Genomic DNA, 22,661 nt, shown 5'->3' on the forward strand with positions numbered 1-22,661 from the left:
CCCGCGCTACGAGAGGAGTTCGGGTCACGAGAGGAAGAGGGCGCGCAGTCTCGTCGTGGTGGCCAGGACGCCCGCGGTGATCATCACCAGGAAGTAGCCGACGTGCACCAGCATGACGGGGCCCAGCACGCCCGTCGTCAGGCCGCGCACCAGCTCGACGGCGTGCCACAGCGGGAGCGCCTTGATGACCCACTGGATCGGCTCGGCGTAGACCGACAGCGGGTAGAACGTGGCCGAGAACAGGAACATCGGCAGCAGCGCGAAGGTGATCCAGTCCATCTGCTGGAAGGTCTTCATGTAGCTGGTCACGGCCATGCCGACCGAGGCGAACCCGAACGCGACCAGCAGGACCGCGGGGATGGCCAGCACGGCGGTCCAGGACAGGTTGAGGCCGAGCACCTGCATGACGGACATGAAGCCCACCGCGTACACGCCGCCGCGCAGGAGCGCGTAGACGATCTCCCCGAGCGCCACGTCGAGCGGGCCGATCGAGGTCGCCAGCATCGCGTCGTAGAGCTTGCCGAAGTGCATCTTGAAGAACACGTTCCACGTGGAGTCGTAGATCGCGCCGTTCATGGCGGAGACCGCGAGCAGCGCGGGCGCGATGTACGCCGCGTAGGGCACCGTCTCGCCCGACTCGAGCGTCACGTCGCCGATGAACGAGCCGAGCCCCCAGCCCATCGCGAGCAGGTAGAACACCGGCTCGAAGAAGCCGGACACCACCACGACCCAGTTGCTGGACCGGGTCGCCTGCAGTGCACGCGACACGACCGCGAGCGCGTTGCCGGAGTACAGCGCGCGCAGGGAGCCCGGGTTCCGGGTGGTCGCCACCGTGGTCATGAGCGCAACCTCCCGACGAAGACGCGACGGGCGACGAACCACCCGACGACGGCGAGCAGCGCGAGCACGGCGAGGTGCGCGCCGAGGGGCCAGGATCCCGGCCCGGGGCCGTAGGACAGCAGCCTGCCCGCCTCGCTCGCGTGCCAGATCGGCGAGATCCAGCCGACCCACTGCAGCCCCACGGGCAGCGTGTCGAGCGGGTAGAACGTGCCGCTGAACAGGAACAGCGGCGTGAACACGAAGCGCTGCACCATCGCGAACTGGCCGCGGTCCTCCTCGATCCCGGCGGAGAACGCGAGCAGCGGCAGCCCGAACGCGAGGCCGGCGAGCACGCCCACGGGCACCATGAGGGTCCCCAGCACGACGTCGCCGACCGCGCCGAAGAGGACCATGACCAGGTAGTACGCGGCGGACACGAAGACCATGCGCAGCGTGACGGCGATGACCAGGCCGGAGCAGATCTGCTCGGGGCTCACGGGCGAGGCGTTCATGCCCCAGAAGAGCCGGCGCCACTTGAACCCGGCCATGACGGTGTACGTGAACTCCTCGGTGGTGACCGAGACCGCCGCGGTGGCCAGGAGCGCCGGCGCGACGAACCACAGGTAGTCCACGGGTCCGTCCGGGCCGCTCGCGACCGGCACGTCCAGGAAGGCGGCCAGGCCCAGCCCGATGCCGAGCATGTAGATCAGCGGGCTGCCGATGCCGGACATCACCACGGTCCAGCCGTAGGAGCGCATCTGCCGCAGCTGGTGCTCGGCGATGTACCAGGCGCCGAACCGTCGGGGCCGCAGCGCACCCGCGAACGCGGCGGCCACCATCGGCTCCGCCACGGCGCCGGGCGTGGTCGTGTGGGCCGGCTCGTTCATTCGATCAGGCTCGGTCAGGCGATCAGGCTCGGTCATTCGATCAGGCTCCGCCCGGTCAGGCGCAGGAAGACGTCCTCGAGGCTCGAGCGGCGCACCAGGCTGGTCGTCGGGCGCAGGCCCAGGTGAGCGACGCGCTCGAGGAGCCGTTCGCCGTCGTCGGTGTAGAGCAGCACGCGGTCCGGCAGCACCTCGACGCGGTCCGCCTGGCCCTCCAGCTGCCGCGCGGCGTCGGCGTTGCGGTCCGAGCCGAACCGCAGCTCGACCACCTCCCGCGTCGAGTACTCGCGGATCAGCGCGGCGGGCGAGCCCTCCGCCATGATCCGGCCGTGGTCGACGACGACGAGCCGGTCGCACAGCTGCTCCGCCTCGTCCATGTAGTGCGTGGTCAGCACCAGCGTGGTGCCGCGCTCCTTGAGCCGGAACAGGCGGTCCCAGAGCACGTGCCGCGCCTGCGGGTCCAGCCCCGTCGTCGGCTCGTCGAGCATGAGGATGCGCGGCTCGTTGATCAGGGCGCGCGCGATGGTCAGCCGTCGCTTCATGCCGCCCGAGAGGTCGTCGACCTTGGCCTTCGCCTTGTCCTCGAGCTGGGCGAACTCCAGCAGCTCGTCCGCCCGGCGCGCGCACACGGCCCGCGGAATCCCGAAGTAGCGTCCGTAGACGATCAGGTTGTCCCGGACCCGGAGCTCGGTGTCGAGGTTGTCCTCCTGCGGGACCACGCCCAGCTGCGAGCGGATCTCCGGCCCGTGGGTGTCCGGGTCGAGCCCGACGACGCTCAGATCACCGCCCGTGCGCTGCGAGACGGCGCCGACCATCCGCATCGTCGTCGACTTGCCGGCACCGTTGGGGCCGAGCAGGCCGAAAGCCTCACCGGGCGGCACCTCGAAGTCGATCCCGTCCACGGCGGTGAAGTCGCCGAACCGCTTGGTCAGGCCACGGGCGCTGATGACGGGGTGCTCGCTCACAGCCGCCCACCGTAGACGCCCCCACCGACATCGACCGAACCCTTTCGGTCCCGTACCCGCCCACCGCTCGCCGCGCGCGCCGCGACCGCCGGCCCTAACGTCAGCGGAGCACCTTCCCCCGGATGCGAGGAGTCATCATGACCATCGAAGGAATCCTCAGCGCGATCATCATCGGCGCGATCATCGGCGTGCTCGGCCGCCTGCTCGTGCGGGGCCGCCAGCGCATCGGCATCATCGTCACCATCCTCGTCGGCATCGTCGCGGCGCTCGTCGGGACGTTCCTCGCGTCGCTCATCGGCGCGAAGGACACGGGCGGCGTCGACTGGGTCGAGCTGGGTCTCCAGATCGGCCTCGCCGCGCTGTTCGTCGCGGCGATCTCGTCGCGCGGGCGTCGTCGCTCGCTGCTGTGACGCCGGCGCCGCCCGGGCCGCGCGCCCGGGCGGCACGATTCAACGTCCCGGTAACCCAAGGGCCTACGTCGCGTGACATCGCCGCGAGTAGCGTCCGACCATGATCCTGGCGGACCTGCAGTCACGGCTGCGCATCGCGCTGACCAACACGCTGGTGGAGGAGTGGACGCTGTTCACCCCGACCACGGGCACCAGCAGCCCGAGCGTGCGGACCATCGCGTTCCACCTGGGCTGGTACCTGCGCCAGACGGTCGAGCGCACGTGGGACGTCGACAGCGAGTACGACCGCTCGGGCGCGATGCTCGAGTCCTCCGTGCAGCTCTCCGGCGAGACCCAGGTGCCCAACCTGATCGTCCACCACCGCGGCCAGCTGGGCCCGGAGCACAACCTCATGCTGGTCCACGTCGAGGTCGAGCCCGTGTCCGACGAGGCCGCGGGGCCCGGCCTCAGCGCGGCCCAGGCCCTGCAGCGCCGGTTCGGGTACCGGTACGCCATGCTGCTGGACCTGCGGCTGCACACCGAGGGCCGGCGCGCGTCGGTCACGCCGTACTGGCACTGGACCTCGCTCGAGACCGGCCCCGCGACGCCCGACCCCGTGCCCGTCTACACCCCGCGCGTGCTCGCGGAGATCACCGAGCGCGCTCGTCGGGCGGGCGACTGAGGCGTCAGGAGACGGTGATCGGCGGGACGGCCACCGACTGCGCGCCCACCGTGACCGCGCGGGACGCGTCGCGGTACCCGCCGGTGTACGGGTCGCGGACGTAGACCCGCCACGAGCCGGCCGGCACGCCCGGCACCCGGTAGCGCCCCTCGTCGTCCGTGGTCACGCGCGCGGACACCGCACCCTGCGCCGTCCCGACGACGACCTGCACCCCGACGACGCCGCGCCCCGCGTGCCGCACGACGCCGCCCACCGCGACACCGCTCGTCGGACGCACGCCGCCCGCCCACAGGTCGGCGCTCGCACCCGCCATGGCACCCGACGAGCGCGTCGCCCGCAGCGTGCGCACCGCGACGACCGAGCCCTGCCGCGCGTCCACCGTGGTGCGCGCCAGGAGCGTGAAGTGCTCGTCCAGGACGTCGACGCGCACCCGCCCGGTCGCCAGCCCGGAGAGCCGGTACCGCCCGTCCACGCCCGTGACGGCGTCCGCGCTCCCGTACCGGTCGAGGTTGTCCGCGTGCACGAAGACGCCCGCGACCGGCTTGCCGTGCCCGTCGACCACCCTGCCGCTGAGGAACGCCGCCGCGACGGTCCGGACGACCACTCTCGTCGCGCCGCCCTGCACGACCGCCACCGCCCGCGCGTCGGGCTCGCGCACCGTGTCGCCCGAGTAGGTGGTCAGGAAGCGCGTGCCCCAGCTGTCGGCCTTGAGCACGTAGCGGCCGGGGGAGCGGTCGGTGAGGACCCAGGCCCCGTTGGGGGCCGTCCGCGTCGTCGGGGACCAGGTGGTCCCCGCGGCCCGACGGGCGGAGACCCACGCGTCCGGAACGGCCCCGGCACCGCGCAGGACCTTGCCGTGCAGGGCGGCGTCCACCCGCGGCCGCAGCGTCACGTCGACGTCCGACGAGCCCACGGCGACCTGGCGCCGCACCGTGACCGGACCGGACGCCGAGGGGACCGTCACCTCGAGCACGAAGGTCCCGCGCGGGACGCGCGGGAACGCTGCCCGGCCCAGCCCGTTCGTCCACCGGGTCCCCGCGTACGTGCCCGGGCTGCTCGCGGTCGACCGCATGGCGACCTCGTGCAGCACGACGTCCGCGCCGCTCGTCGTCTCCACGTGCACGCCGACCGTGCGCGACGGCGCGGCGACCGCGGACGTCCCCGCCAGCCCGACCGTCCCGAGGGCCACGGCGAGCGCGGCCAGCACCGCCCATGCTCGCTTCACGACGACCTCCGGCTCCGGCACGCCCCGCTGCGCACCCCTCGCCCCATGGTCGCAAACAGGACAACTCGGGCGCGAGTCGCCGGCCGGGTGATCCCGACGCCGGGCTCAGGCCAGGCGGGGGAGCACCTGGTCGTGCTCGAGCACGCCGCGGAACGGGTCCCCGCGCTCCGCGACGCGGTCGAGCACCGTACGGACGGTGAACGCGTCGGGACGCAGCCAGTCCTCGTCGAGCTCGTCCCACGTGATCGGCGCGGACACGGGCGCCCCCGCGGCCGCGCGCGGGCTGTACGGCGCGACGAGGGTCTTGTTGATCGCGTTCTGCGTGTAGTCCAGCCGGGCCCGCCCGCCGCGCTCCCGCACCTCCCAGCGCCAGCTCACCAGGTCGGGGATCACCGCACCGACCGTGCGGGAGAGGCGTTCGACCCACGCGCGGGTCTCGTCGAAACCCGGTCCGCTCGCGATCGGCACCCACACCTGGATGCCTCGTCGGCCCGTGACCTTGGGGTACGCCCGGACGCCGAGGTGCGCGAACGCGTCCCGGTGCAGCCGCGCCATGAGCAGCAGGTCGTCCCAGGTGGTCGTCGGCCCCGGGTCCAGGTCGACGAGCGCGTACGTCGGGCTCTGCGGCGCCTCGGTGCGTGAGGTCCACGCGTGCCACTCGAGCGCCCCGAAGTTCGCCGCCCACACCAGCGCGGCCGGCTCGTCGACCACGAGGTAGGTGCTCGTCTCGTCGGCGTCGGCCTCCGGGTTGTCCCAGCGCGCCAGCCAGTCGGGCGCGTGGCCTGGAAGCTGCTTGTGCCAGAAGCCGCGCTGCCCCGCTCCCTGCGGGTAGCGGTGCATGTTGAGCGCGCGCCCGCGCAGGTACGGCACCGCGACCGGGGCGACGCGCGCCGCGTACCGCACGAGCTCGCGCTTGGTCACCGGCGGCTCGTCGCCGCGTGCGGGGAACAGCACCTTGTCGAGGTTGGTGAGCCGCAGCGTCCGGCCGAACACGTCCCACGCGCCCGCGGCGCCGAGCTCGTCGAGCGCCGCGAGCTCGTCGTCGGACGGCCCCGCGACCGTCGGGTGCAGCTCGACCGAGGCCTGCGCCGCCGGCAGGTCCGAGCGCCACACCCGGTCCGGGTCGGCCTTGACCTCGTCGTTCGTGCGCCCGCTCACCACCGACGTCGGGTGGTCCTCCGCGTCCCAGCCGTCGACCGCGTGCTCGTCGTTCTTGTGGAGCATCAGCCACTGCTCCTTGCCGTGGTCCGCCGCATCGCCACGTCGTACCAGCAGGACGTGCCCGCGCAGCCGCGTGCCGTGCAGCTCCGCGTGCAGCTCACCGGCCGCGACCTCGGCGGCCGGGTCGTCGCTCTTGGACGGGACCCACGTGCCGCGGTCCCACACGATCACGTCCCCGCCGCCGTACTGCTTCGCGGGGATGACGCCCTCGAAGTCCGCGTACTCGAGCGGGTGGTCCTCGACGTGCACGGCCAGCCGCCGCGCCTTCGGGTCGAGCGTCGGTCCGCGCGGGACCGCCCAGCTCACCAGGACCCCGTCGATCTCGAACCGGACGTCGTAGTGCAGCCGGCGCGCGCGGTGTCGCTGGACGACGAAGCGGCGCGCGCCGGTCCCCGAGGCATCCGGCTGCCCGCCCGCCGGCTCCGGGGTGCGCCCGAAGTCGCGCATCGACCGGTACGTCTCGAGCTCGCCCGACGACACCCCCTGCCGCAGCTTGCCCGGCATCCGCTCACCGCCCTCCGGGCCGTCGGATGCCGGCCCCGTCCCAGCGTGGCGCACGCGGGCGGGTCCGGCACTGCGGGCCGGGAACCGCGGACCTGCAGCCGGGCCGGCCGCCGGGCGCTCACCGGGCGCTCACCGGGACCGGGGTCGCGGTGCGGCGGCGATGGTGGAGCCAAGGGGACTCGAACCCCTAACCCCCTGCTTGCAAAGCAGGTGCGCTACCAATTGCGCCATGGCCCCGTGCGTCCCGTCAGCCGGGCGCGGGCATCTTCGAGCGAGTACCTCACTCGAAGGTGTCGGTGACCTCCGACCACAGGTCCCGCTCGTCACGGTCCTGCGCGACCTTCTGGTACACGACGTAGCCGACGGCGGCCAGGGCCACCAGGAGCAGGAGCTTCTTCATCGGGACCCCCACGGGTTGGGACTGCGTCGGGAGTGGGCCTAACAGGACTTGAACCTGTGACCTCTTCCTTATCAGGGAAGCGCTCTAACCGTCTGAGCTATAGGCCCGTCGCGCGCCGACTCGCAGCGCGCCGGACGAGACTACCCCAGCGCTGTCGTCCGGCCCAAACCGGGGCCGGGCCGACCTGGCGCTCGGGACGCCCCGTCCGTCAGCTCACTCGTCGGTCATCGTCACGTGCAGCCCGCCGACGAGCGCGGCGACGATGTTGTAGAGGAAAGCGCCGATCGTAGCCAGCGCGGTGAGCAGGAACACGTCGACCACCGCGATGAGCGTGGCGCCCGAGATCACGCGGTTGAACTGGACGTACTGCAGGATGTCGATCTGGCTCTCGTCACCGGTCACCTGACGCACCAGGTCGTCGATGTTGGTGAAGACGTGCATCCCGTTGAGCGTGTACCAGACCACGCCGACGGCGACGACGATCAGGATCCCGAACGCCACCGACATCAGGAACGACAGCTTCATCACCGACCACGGGTCGATGCGCGAGATCGCGAGGCGCACGCGACGCGGACCGCCGCCGGCGGCGACGGTCGCGATCCGTCCGGTCGCCGGGCGGGCCGACGAGCCGGCGCCCGTCTCCGTGCGCGGCGGGACCTGCGGGGCCGCCGCGGGGGACGTGGCCGTCGCCGGTCGCGTGGAGGTCGTGGTCATGGAGTCGTCCTCGGACTGGGGCCGCGTGGTGGCCGTGGAGATGGCTGCGGTCGTGGCGCCGGCCGCCTTCTTGAACCAGGAGGTCGTCTTGTCGACGGCCGTCGCCAGCGGCGTGGGCGGGTCCTGCTCCGCCGCGCCCCCGCCCGCCGGCGGCGCCGGGGGAGGAGGGACCGTGTCCTTCTCGCGCTGCGCCTCGGCCGACGAGCCCGTCGTCGGCCTGGCCGGAGCAGGTGCCGCGCTGGCGGCCCGCGGGGTTGTGCCCCCCTTGCCGCCCGACGAGCCGACCGTGCGCGCCGACGAGGTCGGCGCGGGGGTCGGCTTCTGCCGAGGCGGGATCGAGGGCGGTGCGGGGTCGGTCATGCATCCTCCGCGGACGTGTCAGGGGCCGTCTGCGACGGTCCGTCGGTGGCCGCAGCCGTGGCGCTGGGAGCACCGGGTCCTTCGACCACGGTACCGGCATCCTCGGGCTCCTGGCGTTCCGCGTTCCGCGCGACGGCGATGATCTTGTCGCCGTTGTCGGGCTTGGCGAAGATCACGCCCTGCGTCGTGCGGCCCGTCGCGTTCACCTCGGAGACCGCCGAGCGCACCACCTTGCCGCGCTCCATGATCACCAGGACCTCGTCGTCGGGGGCGACGACGAGCGCCCCGACCAGCAGGCCGTTCTGCTCCGGCAGGTTGGCCACCCGGATGCCGTAGCCGTTGCGGCCCTGCTGGCGGTAGTTCTCCACGGTGAGCGCGGTGCGCTTCGCGATACCGCCCTCGGTGACCGTGAACAGGAACGCGTCCTCGCGCACGACGTCCGCGGCGAGCAGCTCGTCCTCGTCGCGGAACTTCATCCCCGTGACGCCGCTGGTCGCGCGGCCCATCGGCCGCAGCTGCTCGTCGTCCGCCGTGAACCGGATCGACTGGCCGACGCGCGAGACCAGGATCAGGTCCTGGTCGGAGTCGACCAGGCGTGCGGCCACCAGCTCGTCCGGCCGGCCCTCGTCGTCCTCGCGCAGGTTGATCGCGATGACGCCGCCGGACCGGTTGGAGTCGTAGTCCGCGAGCCGGGTCTTCTTCACCAGGCCGCGCTTCGTGGCCAGGACCAGGTACTCCGCCTGGTCGTAGTCCCGCAGCGCGAGCACCTGGGCGATCCGCTCGTCGGGCTGGAAGGCGAGCAGGTTGGCGACGTGCTGGCCCTTCGCGTCCCGGCCGCCTTCGGGCAGCTCGTACGCCTTCGCCCGGTAGACGCGGCCCAGGTTCGTGAAGAACAGCAGCCAGTGGTGCGTCGTCGTGACGAAGAAGTGGTCCACCAGGTCGTCCTCGCGCAGCTGCGCGCCCTTGACGCCCTTGCCACCGCGGCGCTGCGCCCGGTAGTTGTCGCTGCGCGTGCGCTTGGCGTAGCCGCCGCGGGTGATGGTGACGACCATCTCCTCCTCGGCGATGAGGTCCTCGACGCTGACCTCGCCGTCGAACGGCAGGATCCGGGTGCGCCGCTCGTCGCCGTACTTGTCGACGATCTCCGCGAGCTCGTCGGACACGATCTCGCGCTGCCGCTGCTCGGAGGCGAGGATCTCGAGGTAGCCCTTGATCTGCGTCTCGAGCTCGGCGTACCGGTCCAGGATCTCCTGGCGCTGCAGCGCGGCCAGGCGGCGCAGCTGCAGGTTGAGGATCGCGTTGGCCTGCACCTCGTCGACGTCGAGCAGCGCCATCAGGCCCGTGCGGGCCTCGTCGGCGTCGGGGGAGCGGCGGATGAGCGCGATGACCTCGTCGAGCGCGTCGAGCGCCTTGAGGTAGCCGCGGTAGATGTGGATCTGCTCCTCCGCCTTGCGCAGGCGGTACGCCGTGCGCCGGCGGATGACGTCGAGCTGGTGCGCGGTCCAGTGCCGCACGAACGCGTCGATGCTGAGCGTGCGCGGCACGCCGTCGACGAGCGCGAGCATGTTGGCGCCGAACGTGTCCTGCAGCTGCGTGTGCTTGTACAGGTTGTTCAGCACGACCTTCGCGACCGCGTCGCGCTTGAGCACGATCACCAGGCGCTGACCCGTGCGGCCCGAGGTCTCGTCGCGGATGTCCGCGATCCCGCCGACCTTGTTCTCGCGGACCAGGTCCGCGATCTTCTTGGCCAGCGCGTCCGGGTTCACCTGGTACGGGAGCTCGGTCACGACGAGGCAGATGCGGCCCTGGATCTCCTCGACCTCGACGACCGCGCGCATCGTGATCGAGCCGCGGCCCGTGCGGTAGGCGTCCTCGATGCCCCGGTGGCCCAGGATCGTCGCCGACGTGGGGAAGTCGGGACCCTTGATGCGCTCCATGAGCGCCTCGAGCAGCTCCTCGTTCGACGCCTCGGGGTGGTCGAGGTGCCACTGCACACCCGCCGCCACCTCGCGCAGGTTGTGCGGCGGGATGTTGGTGGCCATGCCGACCGCGATGCCCGCCGAGCCGTTGACCAGCAGGTTCGGGAACCGCGCCGGCAGGACCTGCGGCTCCTGCGTCCGGCCGTCGTAGTTGTCGCCGAACTCGACCGTGTCCTCGTCGATGTCCCGCACCATCTCCATGGCGAGCGGGGCCATCTTGCACTCGGTGTACCGCGGGGCGGCCGCCGGGTCGTCGCCGGGGGAGCCGAAGTTGCCCTGGCCGGAGACGAGCGGGTAACGCATCGACCAGTCCTGCACCAGGCGGACCAGGGCGTCGTAGATCGCCGTGTCGCCGTGCGGGTGGTACTTGCCCATGACGTCGCCGACGACGCGGCTGCACTTCGAGAACTGGCGGTCGGGGCGGTACCCGCCGTCGTACATCGCGTACAGGACGCGGCGGTGCACGGGCTTGAGCCCGTCGCGCACGTCGGGGAGCGCGCGCCCGACGATGACCGCCATCGCGTAGTCCAGGTACGACCGCTGCATCTCGAGCTGCAGGTCGACCTGGTCGATCCGGCCGTGCTCGATGCCGTCGCCGTTCGGGATGTCCGTCACGTCAGTCCTTCGTCAGTTTCGTGGTCGCGCGGGTTCGTGGGGCTCGCTCGTCGTATCCAGGACGACGAGCGGCGCCTCTAAATACTCTGCCTATGTCGATATCTTGCGGGGCTCGCTTCGCTCACTCCTCAGATATCGAGGAACCGGACGTCCTTGGCGTTCCGCTGGATGAAGGAACGACGAGCCTCGACGTCCTCGCCCATGAGGACCGAGAAGATCTCGTCCGCCGCGGCCGCCTCGTCGAGCGTCACCTGCAGGAGCGTGCGGTGCTCGGGGGACATGGTCGTCTCCCACAGCTCCGAGTAGTCCATCTCGCCCAGGCCCTTGTAGCGCTGGATCGAGTTCTCCTTGGGCAGCCGCTTGCCGGCGGCCTGGCCCTCGGCGACGTACGCGTCCCGCTCCCGGTCGGTGTACACGTAGTCGTGCTCCGCGTTGGACCACTTGATGCGGTACAGCGGCGGCTGCGCCATGTACACGTGCCCGTGCTTGATGAGCTCCGGCATGTACCGGAACAGGAGGGTCAGCAGCAGCGTGCGGATGTGCTGGCCGTCGACGTCGGCGTCGGCCATGAGCACGATCTTGTGGTACCGCAGCTTGGCGAGGTCGAAGTCCTCGCCGATCCCGGTGCCGAAGGCCGTGATCAGCGCCTGGACCTCCTGGTTGGACAGCGCCCGGTCCAGGCGCGCGCGCTCGACGTTGAGGATCTTCCCGCGGATCGGCAGGATCGCCTGCGTGCGCGGGTTGCGACCCCGGACCGCGGAGCCGCCGGCCGAGTCGCCCTCGACGATGAAGACCTCGCACTCCTCCGGGCGGTTGGACTGGCAGTCCTTGAGCTTGCCCGGCATGCCGCCCGACTCGAGCAGACCCTTGCGCCGCGTCGCCTCGCGCGCCTTGCGGGCCGCCATGCGGGCGGACGCCGCCTGGATGGACTTGCGGATCACGTCCCGCGCCTCGTTCGGGTGCGAGTCGAGCCAGTCACCGAGCTGCTCGTTCACCACGCGCTGCACGAAGGTCTTGGCCTCGGTGTTGCCGAGCTTGGTCTTCGTCTGGCCCTCGAACTGCGGCTCGCCGAGCTTGATGGAGATGACCGCCGTGAGCCCCTCGCGGATGTCCTCACCCGTGAGGTTCTCGTCCTTGTCCTTGAGGATGCCCTTGTCCCGCGCGTACCGGTTGATCAGGCCGGTCATCGCCGCACGGAAGCCCTCCTCGTGCGTGCCGCCCTCGGTGGTCGCGATCGTGTTGGCGTACGCATGGACCGACTCCGAGTAGGCCGTGGTCCACTGCAGCGCGATCTCGACCGAGATCTTCTTGTCCTTGTCCTCGGACTCGAACGCGATGACCTCGGGGTTCACCACCTCGACCTTCTTGGTCGAGTTGAGGTGCTTGACGTAGTCGAGCAGCCCGTCGTCGTACTTGTACGTGACGACGCGTGCCTCGGTCTCCTCCTCGTCGCCCGCGACCTCGTTGCCGGTGTCCAGGTGCTCCGGACGCTCGTCGGTCAGCGTGATCTGCAGGCCCTTGTTGAGGAAGGCGTACTGCTGGAACCGTGCCCGCAGGGTCTCGAAGTCGAAGTCGACGGTCTCGAAGATCGCCGGGTCCGGCCAGAACGTCTGCTGCGTGCCCGTGTCGCTCGTCGCCTCGCCCCGGCGGATCTCGCCGACCGGGTGGCCGCCGTCCGCGAAGTCCATCTCCCACGCGTAGCCGTCGCGCCGGACCACGGACTCCACGCGGGTCGAGAGGGCGTTGACCACCGAGATGCCGACGCCGTGCAGTCCGCCGGAGACCGCGTAGCCGCCGCCGCCGAACTTCCCGCCGGCGTGCAGGATCGTCATGACGACCTCGAGCGTGGGCTTGCCCTCGGTCGGGTGGAGCTCGACCGGGATGCCGCGGCCGTTGTCGACCACCCGCACACCGCCGTCGGCGCGCAGCGTCACCTCGATGTGGTCGCAGTAGCCGGCCAGCGCCTCGTCGACCGAGTTGTCCACCACCTCGTAGACCAGGTGGTGCAGCCCGCGCTCGCCGGTGGAGCCGATGTACATGCCCGGGCGCTTGCGCACCGCCTCCAGGCCTTCGAGGACGGTGATCGCGGAGGCGTCGTAGCTGCTGCCGGACTCGGGCTGGGGGCTGGGCTGCTCGGCCACGCGGGTGGTACTCCTCAAGGTCGCAGACGCGCCGGAGCGGGCCGCCCGGCCGCGAGGAGGGCAGATCACTCCGTGACGCTGGAGTTCCGGGCACCAAGGCGCCAGGAATGACCCTAGAAGTCTACCTGTCCGCAGGCCCCGGACCCCCCGAACCACGCGGTACCGGTGGTCGAGCGGTGGAGGAGCGGTGGACGGCTGGCACGCCACGGGGGTCCGCACTCGTCCCCGGCTCCCGTGCAGCCCCACCGGTGACTCCACCGGTACTCCACCCTGGCGCACCCGCGGCTCACCCGTAGGTGTCGCGCACCCCGCGGCCCGGCACGCTCCGCGGGCCCCGGGAGAACCCTGGCCCGCCCGGCCCCTGCACCTCGATCTGGACGACGACGCCCTCGCCCAGCGCCTCGCCGAGCGTGCGCAGCATCGTCGGGACCGCCCACCGCAGGTTGGTGGCCCACGCCGTGGACTCCGCGCGCATCGTCAGCACGCCGGCGTCGAACGACACGTAGGCGGCGCGCGCCGCGACCTCCTCGCCGAACAGCTCCGGCCACCGCGCCTGGATCGTCCCCGCCGTCACCCCGGGGGTCCACGCGAGCTGTCCGACGAGCGCGTCGAGCGACTCGGCGACCGTGCGCGGGTCCCGGCCCCCCGGCCGCGCGTCCCCGAGCTGGACCTCCGACCGCCGGCCGCGCGGGGCGTCCCCCGGACGCAGGCCCCGGCGCCGCGCGCTCTCCTTCGCCCGGCCCAGCGCGGCCGCGGCGACCGCCCGCTCCGGGGTGAGCTCGACGAGCTCGCGCAGGGGTCGGGCGTCGGCGGGCGCCTCGTCAGAGGACACGCGCCACCTCACCACCCATGACGTCGACGCGGGCTCCGGCCAACGGCTCGGGCACGTCCTGCGCGACCGCGGCGGTGATGAGTACCTGACGTCCGGGGGCGACGAGCTCGGCCAACCGGTCGCGCCGGCGCGCGTCGAGCTCCGCGAAGACGTCGTCGAGCACCAGTACGGGCTCGGCGTCCGCGGACTCGTGCTGACCGCCCTCGGTGAGCACGCGCCAGGACGCGAGCCGCAGCGCCAGCGCGAACGACCACGACTCGCCATGGCTCGCGTAGCCCTTGGCCGGCAGGTCGGCGAGCGTCAGGACCAGGTCGTCACGGTGCGGTCCGACGAGGCACACGCCGCGCTCGATCTCCTTCGGCCGCAGCCGCCCCATCGCCTCGAGGAGCTGGGCCTCGACCAGGTCGACGCCGGCCTCCGCGGGGGCGGGCCCCTGGTCCTCGAGCACCGCGTCGAGGGACGCGCGGTAGGCGATCCGTGCGGCGCCCTGCCCCGCGCTGACCTGCTCGTACGCCGCCGCGACGTGGGGCGCGAGGTCCCGCACCAGAGCCCGCCGCTCGACGACGAGGCGCGCGCCGAGCTGGGCCAGCTTCGCGTCCCACACGTCCAGCGTGCGCAGGTCGGAGCCCTGCCGGGCCCGCGCGGCCGCGCCGGCCGACTTCAGCAGCGCCGACCGCTGGCGCAGCACCCGCTCGTAGTCCTGCACGGTCGCCGCGACGCGCGGCGCGAGCTGCACCAGCAGCGCGTCGAGGAACGAGCGCCGTCCGTCCGGGTCGCCCTTGACCAGCGCCAGGTCCTCGGGCGCGAAGAGCACCGTGCGCAGCATGCCCAGCACGTCGCGCGCCCGCACCGGGCTCCCGCCGTTGACGCGCGCGCGGTTGGCCTTGCCCGGCGTGATCTCGACCTCGACGACCGTCGCGCGCGGCCGGCCGGGCTCCAGCTCCCGGACGATCTTGGTCCCGACCACCGCGCGCGCCGTCCCCGCACGGACCAGCGCGGCGTCGGTCGGCACCCGGTGGCTGCCGAGCGTCGCGACGTACCCGATCGCCTCGACCAGGTTCGTCTTGCCCTGCCCGTTGGGTCCGACGAGCGCCGTGATACCCGGGTCGAGCTCGAGCTCGACGTGCGGGTAGGAGCGGAAGTCCGTCAGGTGCAGGTGCGCGACGTACATCGAGGTGGCGAGGCTCCGGCTGGGCTCGGGGTCAGGCTGACGGCGGGACCGCGGCGCCGGCCGCGGGCGTCGTGCTCGTGACCGGGCCGGTGGTGCCGGCCGGCTTCACCGCGTGGCCGCCGAACTGCTGGCGCAGCGCCGCGACGGCCTTCATCGCGGGCGACTCGCCCTGCCGCGAGGCGAACCGCGCGAACAGCGCGGCCGAGATCACCGGGGCGGGGACGGCGAGGTCGATCGCCTCGTCGACGGTCCAGCGGCCCTCGCCCGAGTCCTCGACCCAGTCGTCGATCGCGGCCAGGCCCGGGTCCTCCTGCAACGCGCGGACCAGCAGCTCGAGCAGCCACGACCGCACGACCGTGCCCTTGGTCCACGCCTGCATGGTCCCGTGCACGTCCGTGACCAGGTCCTTCGCGGCCAGGAGCTCGTAGCCCTCCGCGTACGCCTGCATCAGTCCGTACTCGATGCCGTTGTGCACCATCTTCGCGTAGTGCCCCGCACCGACCTTGCCCGCGTGCACGAACCCGTCGGCGCGCTCACCCTCCGGGCGCAGCGCGTCGAACACCGGCATCACGCGCTCGACCGACGCGGCGTCGCCGCCGACCATGAGCCCGTACCCGTTCTTCAGGCCCCAGACGCCACCCGAGACCCCGGCGTCGAGGAACCCGATGCCACGCTCGCGCAGCAGCGCCGCGTGCGGCTCGTCGTCCTGGTAGTACGAGTTCCCGCCGTCGATGACGACGTCGCCCTCGGCGAGCAGCCCGGCCAGGTCGTTGATGACGCCGTCGGTGATCTCCCCGGACGGGACCATCACCCACACGACGCGCTCGCCCGCGGGCATGGACTCCACCAGGGCCTCGAGGCTCGGCACGTCCGTGACGTCGGGGTTGCGGTCGAAGCCGACGACCTCGATCCCGGCGCCACGGATGCGCTCGCGCATGTTGGCGCCCATCTTGCCCAGCCCGACCAGACCGATCTTCATGACGAGCGTCCTTCCGTTGTCGCAGGCGTCCCGACCGACGCCCCGTCCGCTGTCCCGGTCCACTGTCTCGCAGACCGGTGGTCGCGGCGCGTCAGCTGGCGAAGCGGATGGGCACCAGCAGGTACCGGTAGCCCTTGTCGTCCTCGCCGTCGAGCGACTCCTGGCCGGTGAACTCCACGGGCTTGTTCGGGTGCGTGAACGACATCCGGACGAACGTGGTGTCCAGCGCGCCCAGCCCGTCGAGCAGGAACTGCGGGTTGAACGCCACGGAGATGTCCTCGCCGACGAGCGTGGCCTCGAGCGCCTCCGACGCCTGGGCGTCGTCCCCCTGACCGGCGTCCAGCACCACCTGGCCGTCGGAGAAGCTCAGCCGGATCGGGGTGTTGCGCTCCGCGACCAGGGCCACACGCTTGGCGGCGTCGGTGAGTTGGGCCTTGGAGACGATCGCGTGGATCGGCGTCTCGTCCGGGAACAGCCGACGGACGGCGGGGTAGTCGCCGTCGACGAGCAGGCTCGTCGTCTGGCGGCCGGCCGCCTCGAAGCCGATCAGGTCGACGCCCGCCCCGGTGGAGAGCGACACCGCGACCGAGCCGGCCGTGCCCAGCGACTTCGCCGCGTCGGACAGGGTGCGGGCGCGCACCAGCGCGACCGTCGAGATGTCCGGCGAGGCCGGGGTCCAGGTCAGCTCGCGCAGCGCCAGGCGGTAGCGGTCGGTCGCGAGCAGCGTGACCTTCTCGCCCTCGATCTCGACGCGCACGCCCGTAAGCAGCGGCAACGTGTCGTCCCGGCTCGCGGCGACGGAGACCTGGGCGACCGCGTGCGTCATCGCGTCGCCGTCGACCGTGCCGCTGACGGGCGGCATGACCGGCAGGTTCGGGTAGTCCTCCACGGGCATCGTGAGGAGCGTGAACCGGCTCGCGCCGCAGGTCACGACGACCTTGGTGCCGTCGAGCACCACGTCGACGGGCTTCGCGGGCAGTGCGCGCGAGATCTCGGCGAGCAGGCGGCCGGACACGAGGACCGTCCCGGGCTCGGAGACGTCGGCCGGGATCTGCGACCGCGCCGAGACCTCGTAGTCGAAGCTCGAGAGCTGGATGGTGCCCGAGCTGTCCGCCTCGATCCGCACTCCGGCGAGGACCGGGACCGGGGGACGGGTCGGCAGGCTCCTGGCCGTCCAGGTGACGGCGTCGGCTAGAACGTCGCGCTCGACCCGGAACCTCATGGACCACACCTCTCGTCGTACGTGCCGCTGGCTGCTGCGCACGAATCACAAGGACGTGGTGCGGGCGCTCGTGACGCGAACACTACGCGAGAGGGAGGACACGCGGCAGCGGTCCTGCTGCTGGTGGGGAGTGCATGGTGGTCAGGGACGTCCGTGTCGTGCGCTGTCGCCGGCCTGCTGCGCGGGCCGGGGCACGCCGGGCTCCGCCGGCACGCACCGAAGGTGTGTGGATCATCGTCCTGGAGATCTGTCGTCGTCGTCATCGCGTCTGTGCACGGTGTGGACAAGCGCTGTCGTCGCAGGTCGACGTGTCGTTCACGTGTGGACGGCGCCTGTGGGCCCGCGGGCTCTCGCCGTGGACGGACGTGGACGGTCGTTCGCGTGTCATTCGTCGTCCACCGGTGCGTCATCCCCGGTCCACACGTTCCGACTCGTCGTCCACCGTTGTCCACAGGCCTGTGCACAGATGTGAACAGTCATCCCATGCATGCTTGAACCTGGGGATGAAGGTCGCCCGATCCGTCCGGATCGATGTCCGGTTCTGTCCTGTTTTGGGGTGGCCGACCGGACCGACGGCACGCGTGGCCCTGTTCTCGCAGGTCAGAGGGCTACCCCAGTGCGGCCCGTCGCACGTTGCTCCGAACGGGTGATCACGAGACGTTGTACCCAGCGTCTGTGGAAAAACCTGGGGACGTTTCAGCCCCGGCTCTGCTGCTTGATCCGGTTCGTGAGCTCGGTGACCTGGTTGTAGATCGACCGGCGCTCGGCCATGAGCTCGCGGATCTTGCGGTTGGCGTGCATGACGGTGGTGTGGTCACGGCCGCCGAACGCCTGGCCGATCTTCGGCAGGGAGAGGTCGGTCAGCTCGCGGCACAGGTACATGGCGATCTGCCGGGCGGTGACCAGGACACGGGACCGGGACGAGCCGCACAGGTCCTCGATGCTCAATCCGAAGTACGCGGCGGTCTGGCCGATCACCTGCGTCGAGGTGATCTCGGTGGTCTGGTCGTCCGTGATGAGGTCCTTGAGGACGATCTCGGCGAGGGAGAGGTCGACCTGCTGCCGGTTGAGGCTCGCGAAGGCCGTGACCCGGATGAGCGCGCCCTCGAGCTCCCGGATGTTCGTCGAGATCTTGGAGGCGATGTACTCGAGCACCTCGGGCGGCGCCTGCATGTTGTCGCCGCCGGCCTTCTTGCGCAGGATCGCGATGCGGGTCTCGAGGTCCGGCGGCTGGACGTCGGTGATGAGTCCCCACTCGAACCGCGACCGCATGCGGTCCTCGAAGCCGTTGAGCTGCTTGGGCGGCAGGTCGGACGTGATGACGACCTGCTTGTTGGCGTTGTGGAGCGTGTTGAACGTGTGGAAGAACTCCTCCATCGTCTGCTCCTTGCCCTGCAGGAACTGGATGTCGTCGATGAGGAGCACGTCGACCTCGCGGTAGCGGCGCTGGAACGCGCCGGCCTTGCCCTCCGAGATCGAGTTGATGAAGTCGTTGGTGAACTCCTCGGAGTTCACGTAGCGCACCCGGACGCTGGGGTAGAGGTTCTGCGCGTAGTGGCCGATCGCGTGCAGCAGGTGCGTCTTGCCGAGGCCCGAGTCGCCGTAGATGAACAGCGGGTTGTACGCCTTCGCCGGCGCCTCGGCGACGGCCACGGCCGCCGCGTGCGCGAAGCGGTTGGACGACCCGATGACGAAGGTCTCGAAGAGGTAGTGCGGGTTGAGCCGTGCCGGCTCGGCCTGCTGCCGGCGGGCGCCGGAGTCGGACCCCGAGCGCGTGGGCCGCGCGGGCTCGTCGTCGAGGTCGCGGCCACGTTGCTGGTCACGCGTGCGGTCCCGCCCGCCGTCGACGAGGTCGTCGTCACGGACGGACGAGGGGCGGGCGACGCCGGCCGGCTCGTCGGCACCGTCCGACGAGGCACGCTCGAGCGGTGCGTCGGCGAGCTGCTCGGGCGCCGACGTCATGGCGCGCACCGCCGGGGGCGCGTCGTCCACCAGGGCCGGGTCCACGGTGATGGCGAAGCGGCCGTCGCGGCCGAGAGCGGAGCCGAGGGCCTCGGTGACCTCGGAGCGCACCTTTGTCTCGAGGTACTCCTTGGTGTACTCGTTGCCGACCGCCAGGATGATCGTCCCGTCGAGCAGGCCGAGCGGCTGGGCGAGGCGGACGAACGCCAGCTGACGCTGGGTGATGTCCGGGCTCTCCTCAAGGGTGGTCACCACGTGACCCCAGACCCGGGAGAGCTCTTCGTCCTGTGCCACGTCCTACCTCTGTCACGTCGTCCGTGCGGAGGGCGAGTCTCGCACGCGGGTTGTTGTCCACACAGTTGTCCACACCTGTGTGCTGGCTGTCCAGGCACTCTCTCGTCCGGGGGTGTCCCGCACGACGAGGCGCGACGCGGGGTCCCGGGCGCGGAGCGCAGGAGGGAGCCGCGGGCTCGTCGTCCACAGACGAGGGTCGATCGTAGTGTGGAGAACTCCCCGCTGGGCAGGCCACGGGAGGGTGAGGAATCTCGCGGAGACCGCGCCGCACCGGCGTGTCGGGAGGCCGCCGGCGTGCGCCGTGGCCGAACATGGTCGATTCCGCGTGGGTGGGGCCGTAGGGCTCGTCCGCGCTCCTCGCGCTACCCTCGTGGTTTGACCCCTCGCGTGCGCACGGCGTACCGTAGGTCAGCCTTCTGATGGCTCCTGTCGGCGCGCCCAGACGCCGCACGCCCGGTCGAGTGCCGGTCCGTGTCCTGGAGGAGCAGTCGAGCTCGGCAGACAGACCTGGTCGCGCGACGCGCGCCCATCCGATGGACCACGTAGGAGACTCTCGTGAGCAAGCGCACGTTCCAGCCGAACAACCGGCGCCGAGCCAAGACCCACGGCTTCCGCCTGCGCATGCGCACGCGTGCCGGCCGCGCGATCCTCGCCGCCCGTCGGCGCAAGGGTCGCTCCGAGCTCTCGGCCTGATCCCAGCGTCGGTGCTGCCCGCAGCGCACCGGATGCGTCAGTCCGCCGAGTTCGAGCAGGCGGTCCGGCGCGGCGCGCGCGGCGGACGGGAGACGCTGGTGGTGCACCTGACCACGCGAACCGACCCCGGGCCCGACGGCCCGGTGGTCGGTTTCGTCGTGTCCAAGGGGGTAGGGGGAGCCGTGGTCCGCAACCGCGTCAAGCGACGGCTGCGCGCGCTCATGGCGACGCGGACGGCGCAGCTGCCGACCGAGGCCGGGCTCGTCGTCCGGGCGCTGGCCCCCGCCGCGGACGCGACGTTCGAGCGGCTCGGCGCCGACCTGGACGGTGCCCTCCGCACGGCAGCCCGACGAGCGCGGGTGGCCTCGTGACCAGCCGGCTCGCACCGCGCGCCGTCGGGCGGTTCGTCGTGCGGCTGCCGGGGCTCGCACTGCTGGGTCTGCTCTGGCTCTATCAGCACCTGGTTTCGCCGCTCACCCCCCAGACCTGCCGCTACTACCCGTCCTGCTCGCAGTACGCGGTGGTCGCGGTCCGGCGGCACGGTGCTCTGCGTGGCACGTGGCTCGCCGCCCGGCGGCTCCTGCGCTGCCACCCCTGGACCCCTGGCGGGGTCGACGACGTGCCTCCGGCGCGTGAGTCCCGCCGCATCGACGTGGCGCACCCCGCCCACTGACCCCTGACAGGAGCTCTGCCCACATGTCGTGGTTCGACGGCCTGCTGCAGCCGATCATGATTGCGGTGGCCTGGATCATGGTCCAGTTCCACAGCCTGTTCAGCTGGTTGGGGATGGACCCGGACGGCGGGCTCGCGTGGACGCTGTCCATCGTCGGCCTCGTGATCGTCATCCGCATCGCCCTGATCCCGCTGTTCTTCAAGCAGATCAAGGCATCCCGCGGCATGCAGATGCTCGCGCCGGAGATGCAGGCCATCCAGAAGAAGTACAAGGGCAAGTCCGACCCCGCGTCCCGCGAGGCGATGAGCCGCGAGACCATGGAGCTGTACCGCAAGCACGGCACGAACCCGTTCGCGTCCTGCCTGCCGATCCTGCTCCAGTCACCGATCTTCTTCGCGCTGTTCCGGGTGCTCAACTCGCTCAAGCCGCTGTCGGAGGGCACCTACCCGCGCGGCGACCACATCGGGCCGATGACCCAGCAGCTCGCGGAGTCCGCCGAGGGCGCCACCGTGCTCGGGGCTCCGCTGTCCGGCACGTTCATGCAGGCCAACGGCGACATCCACATCCAGATCGTCACCATCCTGCTCATCGTCGCGATGTCGGCGACGACGTTCCTCACGCAGCGCCAGCTGACCATGAAGAACATGCCGCCGGCCGCGAAGCAGGGCCCGATGGCGCAGCAGCAGAAGGTGCTGCTCTACGTCCTCCCGCTGATCTTCGCCTTCTCCGGCGTCAACTTCCCGATCGGTGTCCTGATCTACTGGACCACCACGAACCTGTGGTCGATGGGCCAGCAGTTCTACACGATCCGCCGCATGCCGGCGCCCGGCTCGGACGCCGAGAAGGCGATGCTCGAGCGCCGCGCGCGGAAGGGCAAGGGCGGCACGACCGTGATCGAGGCCGAGGCCGTGGTGGTCGAGGAGCGTCCCCGCGGGCAGCGCGAGCAGCCCAAGCGCAAGGACCGCGCCAAGACGCAGCGGCCCGCCGGCACCGCCTCTGGCGCGTCGTCGAGCGCGTCGAGCGACGCCTCGCTCCCCGTGAGCGACGCTCCGGTCAGTGATGCACCGGTCAGCGACGCACCGATCACGGACGCGCCCTCGTCGGGTGCCCCCGCGAAGAAGCCCACGGGTGCTTCCAGCAAGAAGAAGAAGCCCCGCCCCTCGCAGAACTGAGCCGCGCCACAGCGGCACTGATCACTCGATCGGAGACATGCATGACCACGCAGCCTGAAGCGGACGAGAAGACCCCTGGCTCGCGCCTCGAGGAGGAGGGCGAGATCGCGGCCGACTACCTCGAGGAGCTCCTCGACATCGCGGACCTCGACGGCGACATCGACATCGACGTCGACCACGGCCGCGCAGCGGTGGAGATCGTGTCCGAGGACGCGTCCGACCGTTCGCTCCGCCGCCTGGCGGGTCGTGACGGCGAGGTGCTCGACGCCCTTCAGGAGCTGACGCGGCTGGCCGTCCAGGCGAAGACCGGTGAGCGCAGCCGCCTCATGCTCGACGTCGCCGGCTACCGCGCGGGTCGTCGCGCGGCGCTGACCGAGGTCGCCAAGGAGGCCGTCGCGCGGGTTCGCGAGACCGGCGAGGCGGTCGCGCTCGAGCCGATGAACCCGTTCGAGCGCAAGGTTGTGCATGATGCGGTCGCCGAGGCGGGCCTGGCGAGCGACTCCGACGGCGTCGAGCCGAACCGTCACGTGGTGGTTCGTCCCGCCTGACGGTCGCTGACCGACGAGGGCCGCGGCCCGGGCTGATGCCCGGCCGCGGCCCTCTGTCGTTGGATGACGCGAGGGGTGACGATGGCGCGACTCGCGAAGAAGACCTTCTCTCATGGCGCTCTCCGAGCGGTTCGCCCGTTGCCGCCGCGAGGGTCGCGGGTCGCGACTTCAGGGGCTCGTCGTCGAGCGAGACGCTCTCACTGCGGTCGGCGCCAGG

21 protein-coding genes and 2 tRNA genes are annotated in these 22,661 nt (G+C 71.6%); 7 read left to right on the top strand and 16 right to left on the bottom strand.

Annotation, left to right across the window (positions count from 1 at the left end):
• Positions 1-24: 24 nt before the first annotated feature.
• From KIN34_RS04135 to KIN34_RS04145, 3 genes are read right to left on the bottom strand one after another with little or no spacing between them, the layout of a single operon-like run.
• On the bottom strand, positions 25-840 hold the full coding sequence (locus KIN34_RS04135) for an ABC transporter permease (RefSeq protein WP_214347063.1): 816 nt from the start codon (positions 838-840) through the stop codon (positions 25-27).
• Positions 837-1,742, bottom strand: coding sequence for an ABC transporter permease (locus tag KIN34_RS04140; RefSeq protein ID WP_237689036.1), 906 nt, complete (start codon positions 1,740-1,742; stop codon positions 837-839). The genes KIN34_RS04135 and KIN34_RS04140 overlap by 4 nt, the downstream gene beginning before the upstream one ends.
• On the bottom strand, positions 1,739-2,668 hold the full coding sequence (locus KIN34_RS04145) for an ABC transporter ATP-binding protein (RefSeq protein WP_214347065.1): 930 nt from the start codon (positions 2,666-2,668) through the stop codon (positions 1,739-1,741). The genes KIN34_RS04140 and KIN34_RS04145 overlap by 4 nt, the downstream gene beginning before the upstream one ends.
• Before the next feature lie 137 nt (positions 2,669-2,805).
• On the opposite strand from KIN34_RS04145, the gene KIN34_RS04150 reads away from it, so the two are divergent.
• Positions 2,806-3,078 carry a GlsB/YeaQ/YmgE family stress response membrane protein gene (locus KIN34_RS04150; protein WP_214347067.1) on the top strand — a complete coding sequence of 91 codons (273 nt, stop codon included), beginning with the start codon at positions 2,806-2,808 and terminating at the stop codon, positions 3,076-3,078.
• Between the two features lie 100 nt (positions 3,079-3,178).
• On the top strand, positions 3,179-3,739 hold the full coding sequence (locus tag KIN34_RS04155; protein ID WP_214347069.1) for a hypothetical protein: 561 nt from the start codon (positions 3,179-3,181) through the stop codon (positions 3,737-3,739).
• A gap of 4 nt (positions 3,740-3,743) precedes the next feature.
• Here KIN34_RS04155 and KIN34_RS04160 read toward each other — a convergent pair whose 3' ends face one another.
• The 13 genes from KIN34_RS04160 to dnaA all read right to left on the bottom strand — a co-directional run bounded on the left by KIN34_RS04160 (position 3,744) and on the right by dnaA (position 19,358).
• Positions 3,744-4,985 (bottom strand): carboxypeptidase-like regulatory domain-containing protein, encoded by a 1,242-nt coding sequence (locus tag KIN34_RS04160; protein ID WP_214347071.1) that lies wholly within the window; start codon positions 4,983-4,985, stop codon positions 3,744-3,746.
• 84 nt (positions 4,986-5,069) lie between these two features.
• Positions 5,070-6,689, bottom strand: a complete 1,620-nt coding sequence (locus KIN34_RS04165) for a non-homologous end-joining DNA ligase LigD (protein ID WP_214347073.1) — start codon at positions 6,687-6,689, stop codon at positions 5,070-5,072.
• Between the two features lie 161 nt (positions 6,690-6,850).
• Positions 6,851-6,926: transfer RNA gene (locus KIN34_RS04170), tRNA-Ala, on the bottom strand.
• A gap of 43 nt (positions 6,927-6,969) precedes the next feature.
• Positions 6,970-7,089 carry a DLW-39 family protein gene (locus tag KIN34_RS04175; protein ID WP_214347075.1) on the bottom strand — a complete coding sequence of 40 codons (120 nt, stop codon included), beginning with the start codon at positions 7,087-7,089 and terminating at the stop codon, positions 6,970-6,972.
• A 33-nt stretch (positions 7,090-7,122) separates the two neighbouring features.
• A tRNA-Ile gene (locus KIN34_RS04180) sits at positions 7,123-7,196 on the bottom strand.
• A gap of 106 nt (positions 7,197-7,302) precedes the next feature.
• A complete protein-coding gene (locus KIN34_RS04185; protein ID WP_214347077.1) occupies positions 7,303-8,163 on the bottom strand; it encodes a DUF3566 domain-containing protein in 861 nt (286 codons plus the stop codon).
• A complete protein-coding gene (gene gyrA, locus KIN34_RS04190; RefSeq protein ID WP_214347079.1) occupies positions 8,160-10,757 on the bottom strand; it encodes a DNA gyrase subunit A in 2,598 nt (865 codons plus the stop codon). The genes KIN34_RS04185 and gyrA overlap by 4 nt, the downstream gene beginning before the upstream one ends.
• 128 nt (positions 10,758-10,885) lie before the next feature.
• Positions 10,886-12,898 (bottom strand): DNA topoisomerase (ATP-hydrolyzing) subunit B, encoded by a 2,013-nt coding sequence (gene gyrB / locus KIN34_RS04195; protein ID WP_214347093.1) that lies wholly within the window; start codon positions 12,896-12,898, stop codon positions 10,886-10,888.
• A gap of 286 nt (positions 12,899-13,184) precedes the next feature.
• Positions 13,185-13,730 (bottom strand): DciA family protein, encoded by a 546-nt coding sequence (locus tag KIN34_RS04200; RefSeq protein WP_214347096.1) that lies wholly within the window; start codon positions 13,728-13,730, stop codon positions 13,185-13,187.
• On the bottom strand, positions 13,720-14,901 hold the full coding sequence (gene recF / locus KIN34_RS04205; protein WP_214347099.1) for a DNA replication/repair protein RecF: 1,182 nt from the start codon (positions 14,899-14,901) through the stop codon (positions 13,720-13,722). Before recF ends, KIN34_RS04200 begins: the two co-directional genes overlap by 11 nt.
• Before the next feature lie 31 nt (positions 14,902-14,932).
• Positions 14,933-15,880: a phosphogluconate dehydrogenase (NAD(+)-dependent, decarboxylating) gene (gnd, locus tag KIN34_RS04210; protein ID WP_214347109.1), complete on the bottom strand. Its 948-nt coding sequence runs from the start codon at positions 15,878-15,880 to the stop codon at positions 14,933-14,935.
• A gap of 91 nt (positions 15,881-15,971) precedes the next feature.
• Positions 15,972-17,102: a DNA polymerase III subunit beta gene (gene dnaN, locus KIN34_RS04215; protein WP_214347112.1), complete on the bottom strand. Its 1,131-nt coding sequence runs from the start codon at positions 17,100-17,102 to the stop codon at positions 15,972-15,974.
• Between the two features lie 696 nt (positions 17,103-17,798).
• On the bottom strand, positions 17,799-19,358 hold the full coding sequence (gene dnaA / locus KIN34_RS04220; RefSeq protein WP_214347116.1) for a chromosomal replication initiator protein DnaA: 1,560 nt from the start codon (positions 19,356-19,358) through the stop codon (positions 17,799-17,801).
• Positions 19,359-19,913: 555 nt separating this feature from the next.
• Between dnaA and rpmH the strand changes: the two genes are divergently transcribed.
• From rpmH to KIN34_RS04245, 5 genes are read left to right on the top strand one after another with little or no spacing between them, the layout of a single operon-like run.
• Positions 19,914-20,051: a 50S ribosomal protein L34 gene (rpmH, locus tag KIN34_RS04225; protein WP_013885212.1), complete on the top strand. Its 138-nt coding sequence runs from the start codon at positions 19,914-19,916 to the stop codon at positions 20,049-20,051.
• A gap of 11 nt (positions 20,052-20,062) precedes the next feature.
• Positions 20,063-20,422 (top strand): ribonuclease P protein component, encoded by a 360-nt coding sequence (rnpA, locus tag KIN34_RS04230; RefSeq protein WP_214347119.1) that lies wholly within the window; start codon positions 20,063-20,065, stop codon positions 20,420-20,422.
• Positions 20,419-20,724, top strand: coding sequence for a membrane protein insertion efficiency factor YidD (gene yidD, locus KIN34_RS04235; protein WP_214347122.1), 306 nt, complete (start codon positions 20,419-20,421; stop codon positions 20,722-20,724). The genes rnpA and yidD overlap by 4 nt, the downstream gene beginning before the upstream one ends.
• Positions 20,725-20,747: 23 nt before the next feature.
• Positions 20,748-21,896: a membrane protein insertase YidC gene (gene yidC / locus KIN34_RS04240; RefSeq protein ID WP_214347125.1), complete on the top strand. Its 1,149-nt coding sequence runs from the start codon at positions 20,748-20,750 to the stop codon at positions 21,894-21,896.
• 41 nt (positions 21,897-21,937) lie between these two features.
• Positions 21,938-22,444 carry a Jag family protein gene (locus KIN34_RS04245; RefSeq protein ID WP_214347140.1) on the top strand — a complete coding sequence of 169 codons (507 nt, stop codon included), beginning with the start codon at positions 21,938-21,940 and terminating at the stop codon, positions 22,442-22,444.
• Positions 22,445-22,661: the final 217 nt, after the last annotated feature.

Source organism: Cellulomonas fulva, from assembly GCF_018531375.1.
GTDB classification, from domain to species: domain Bacteria; phylum Actinomycetota; class Actinomycetes; order Actinomycetales; family Cellulomonadaceae; genus Cellulomonas; species Cellulomonas fulva.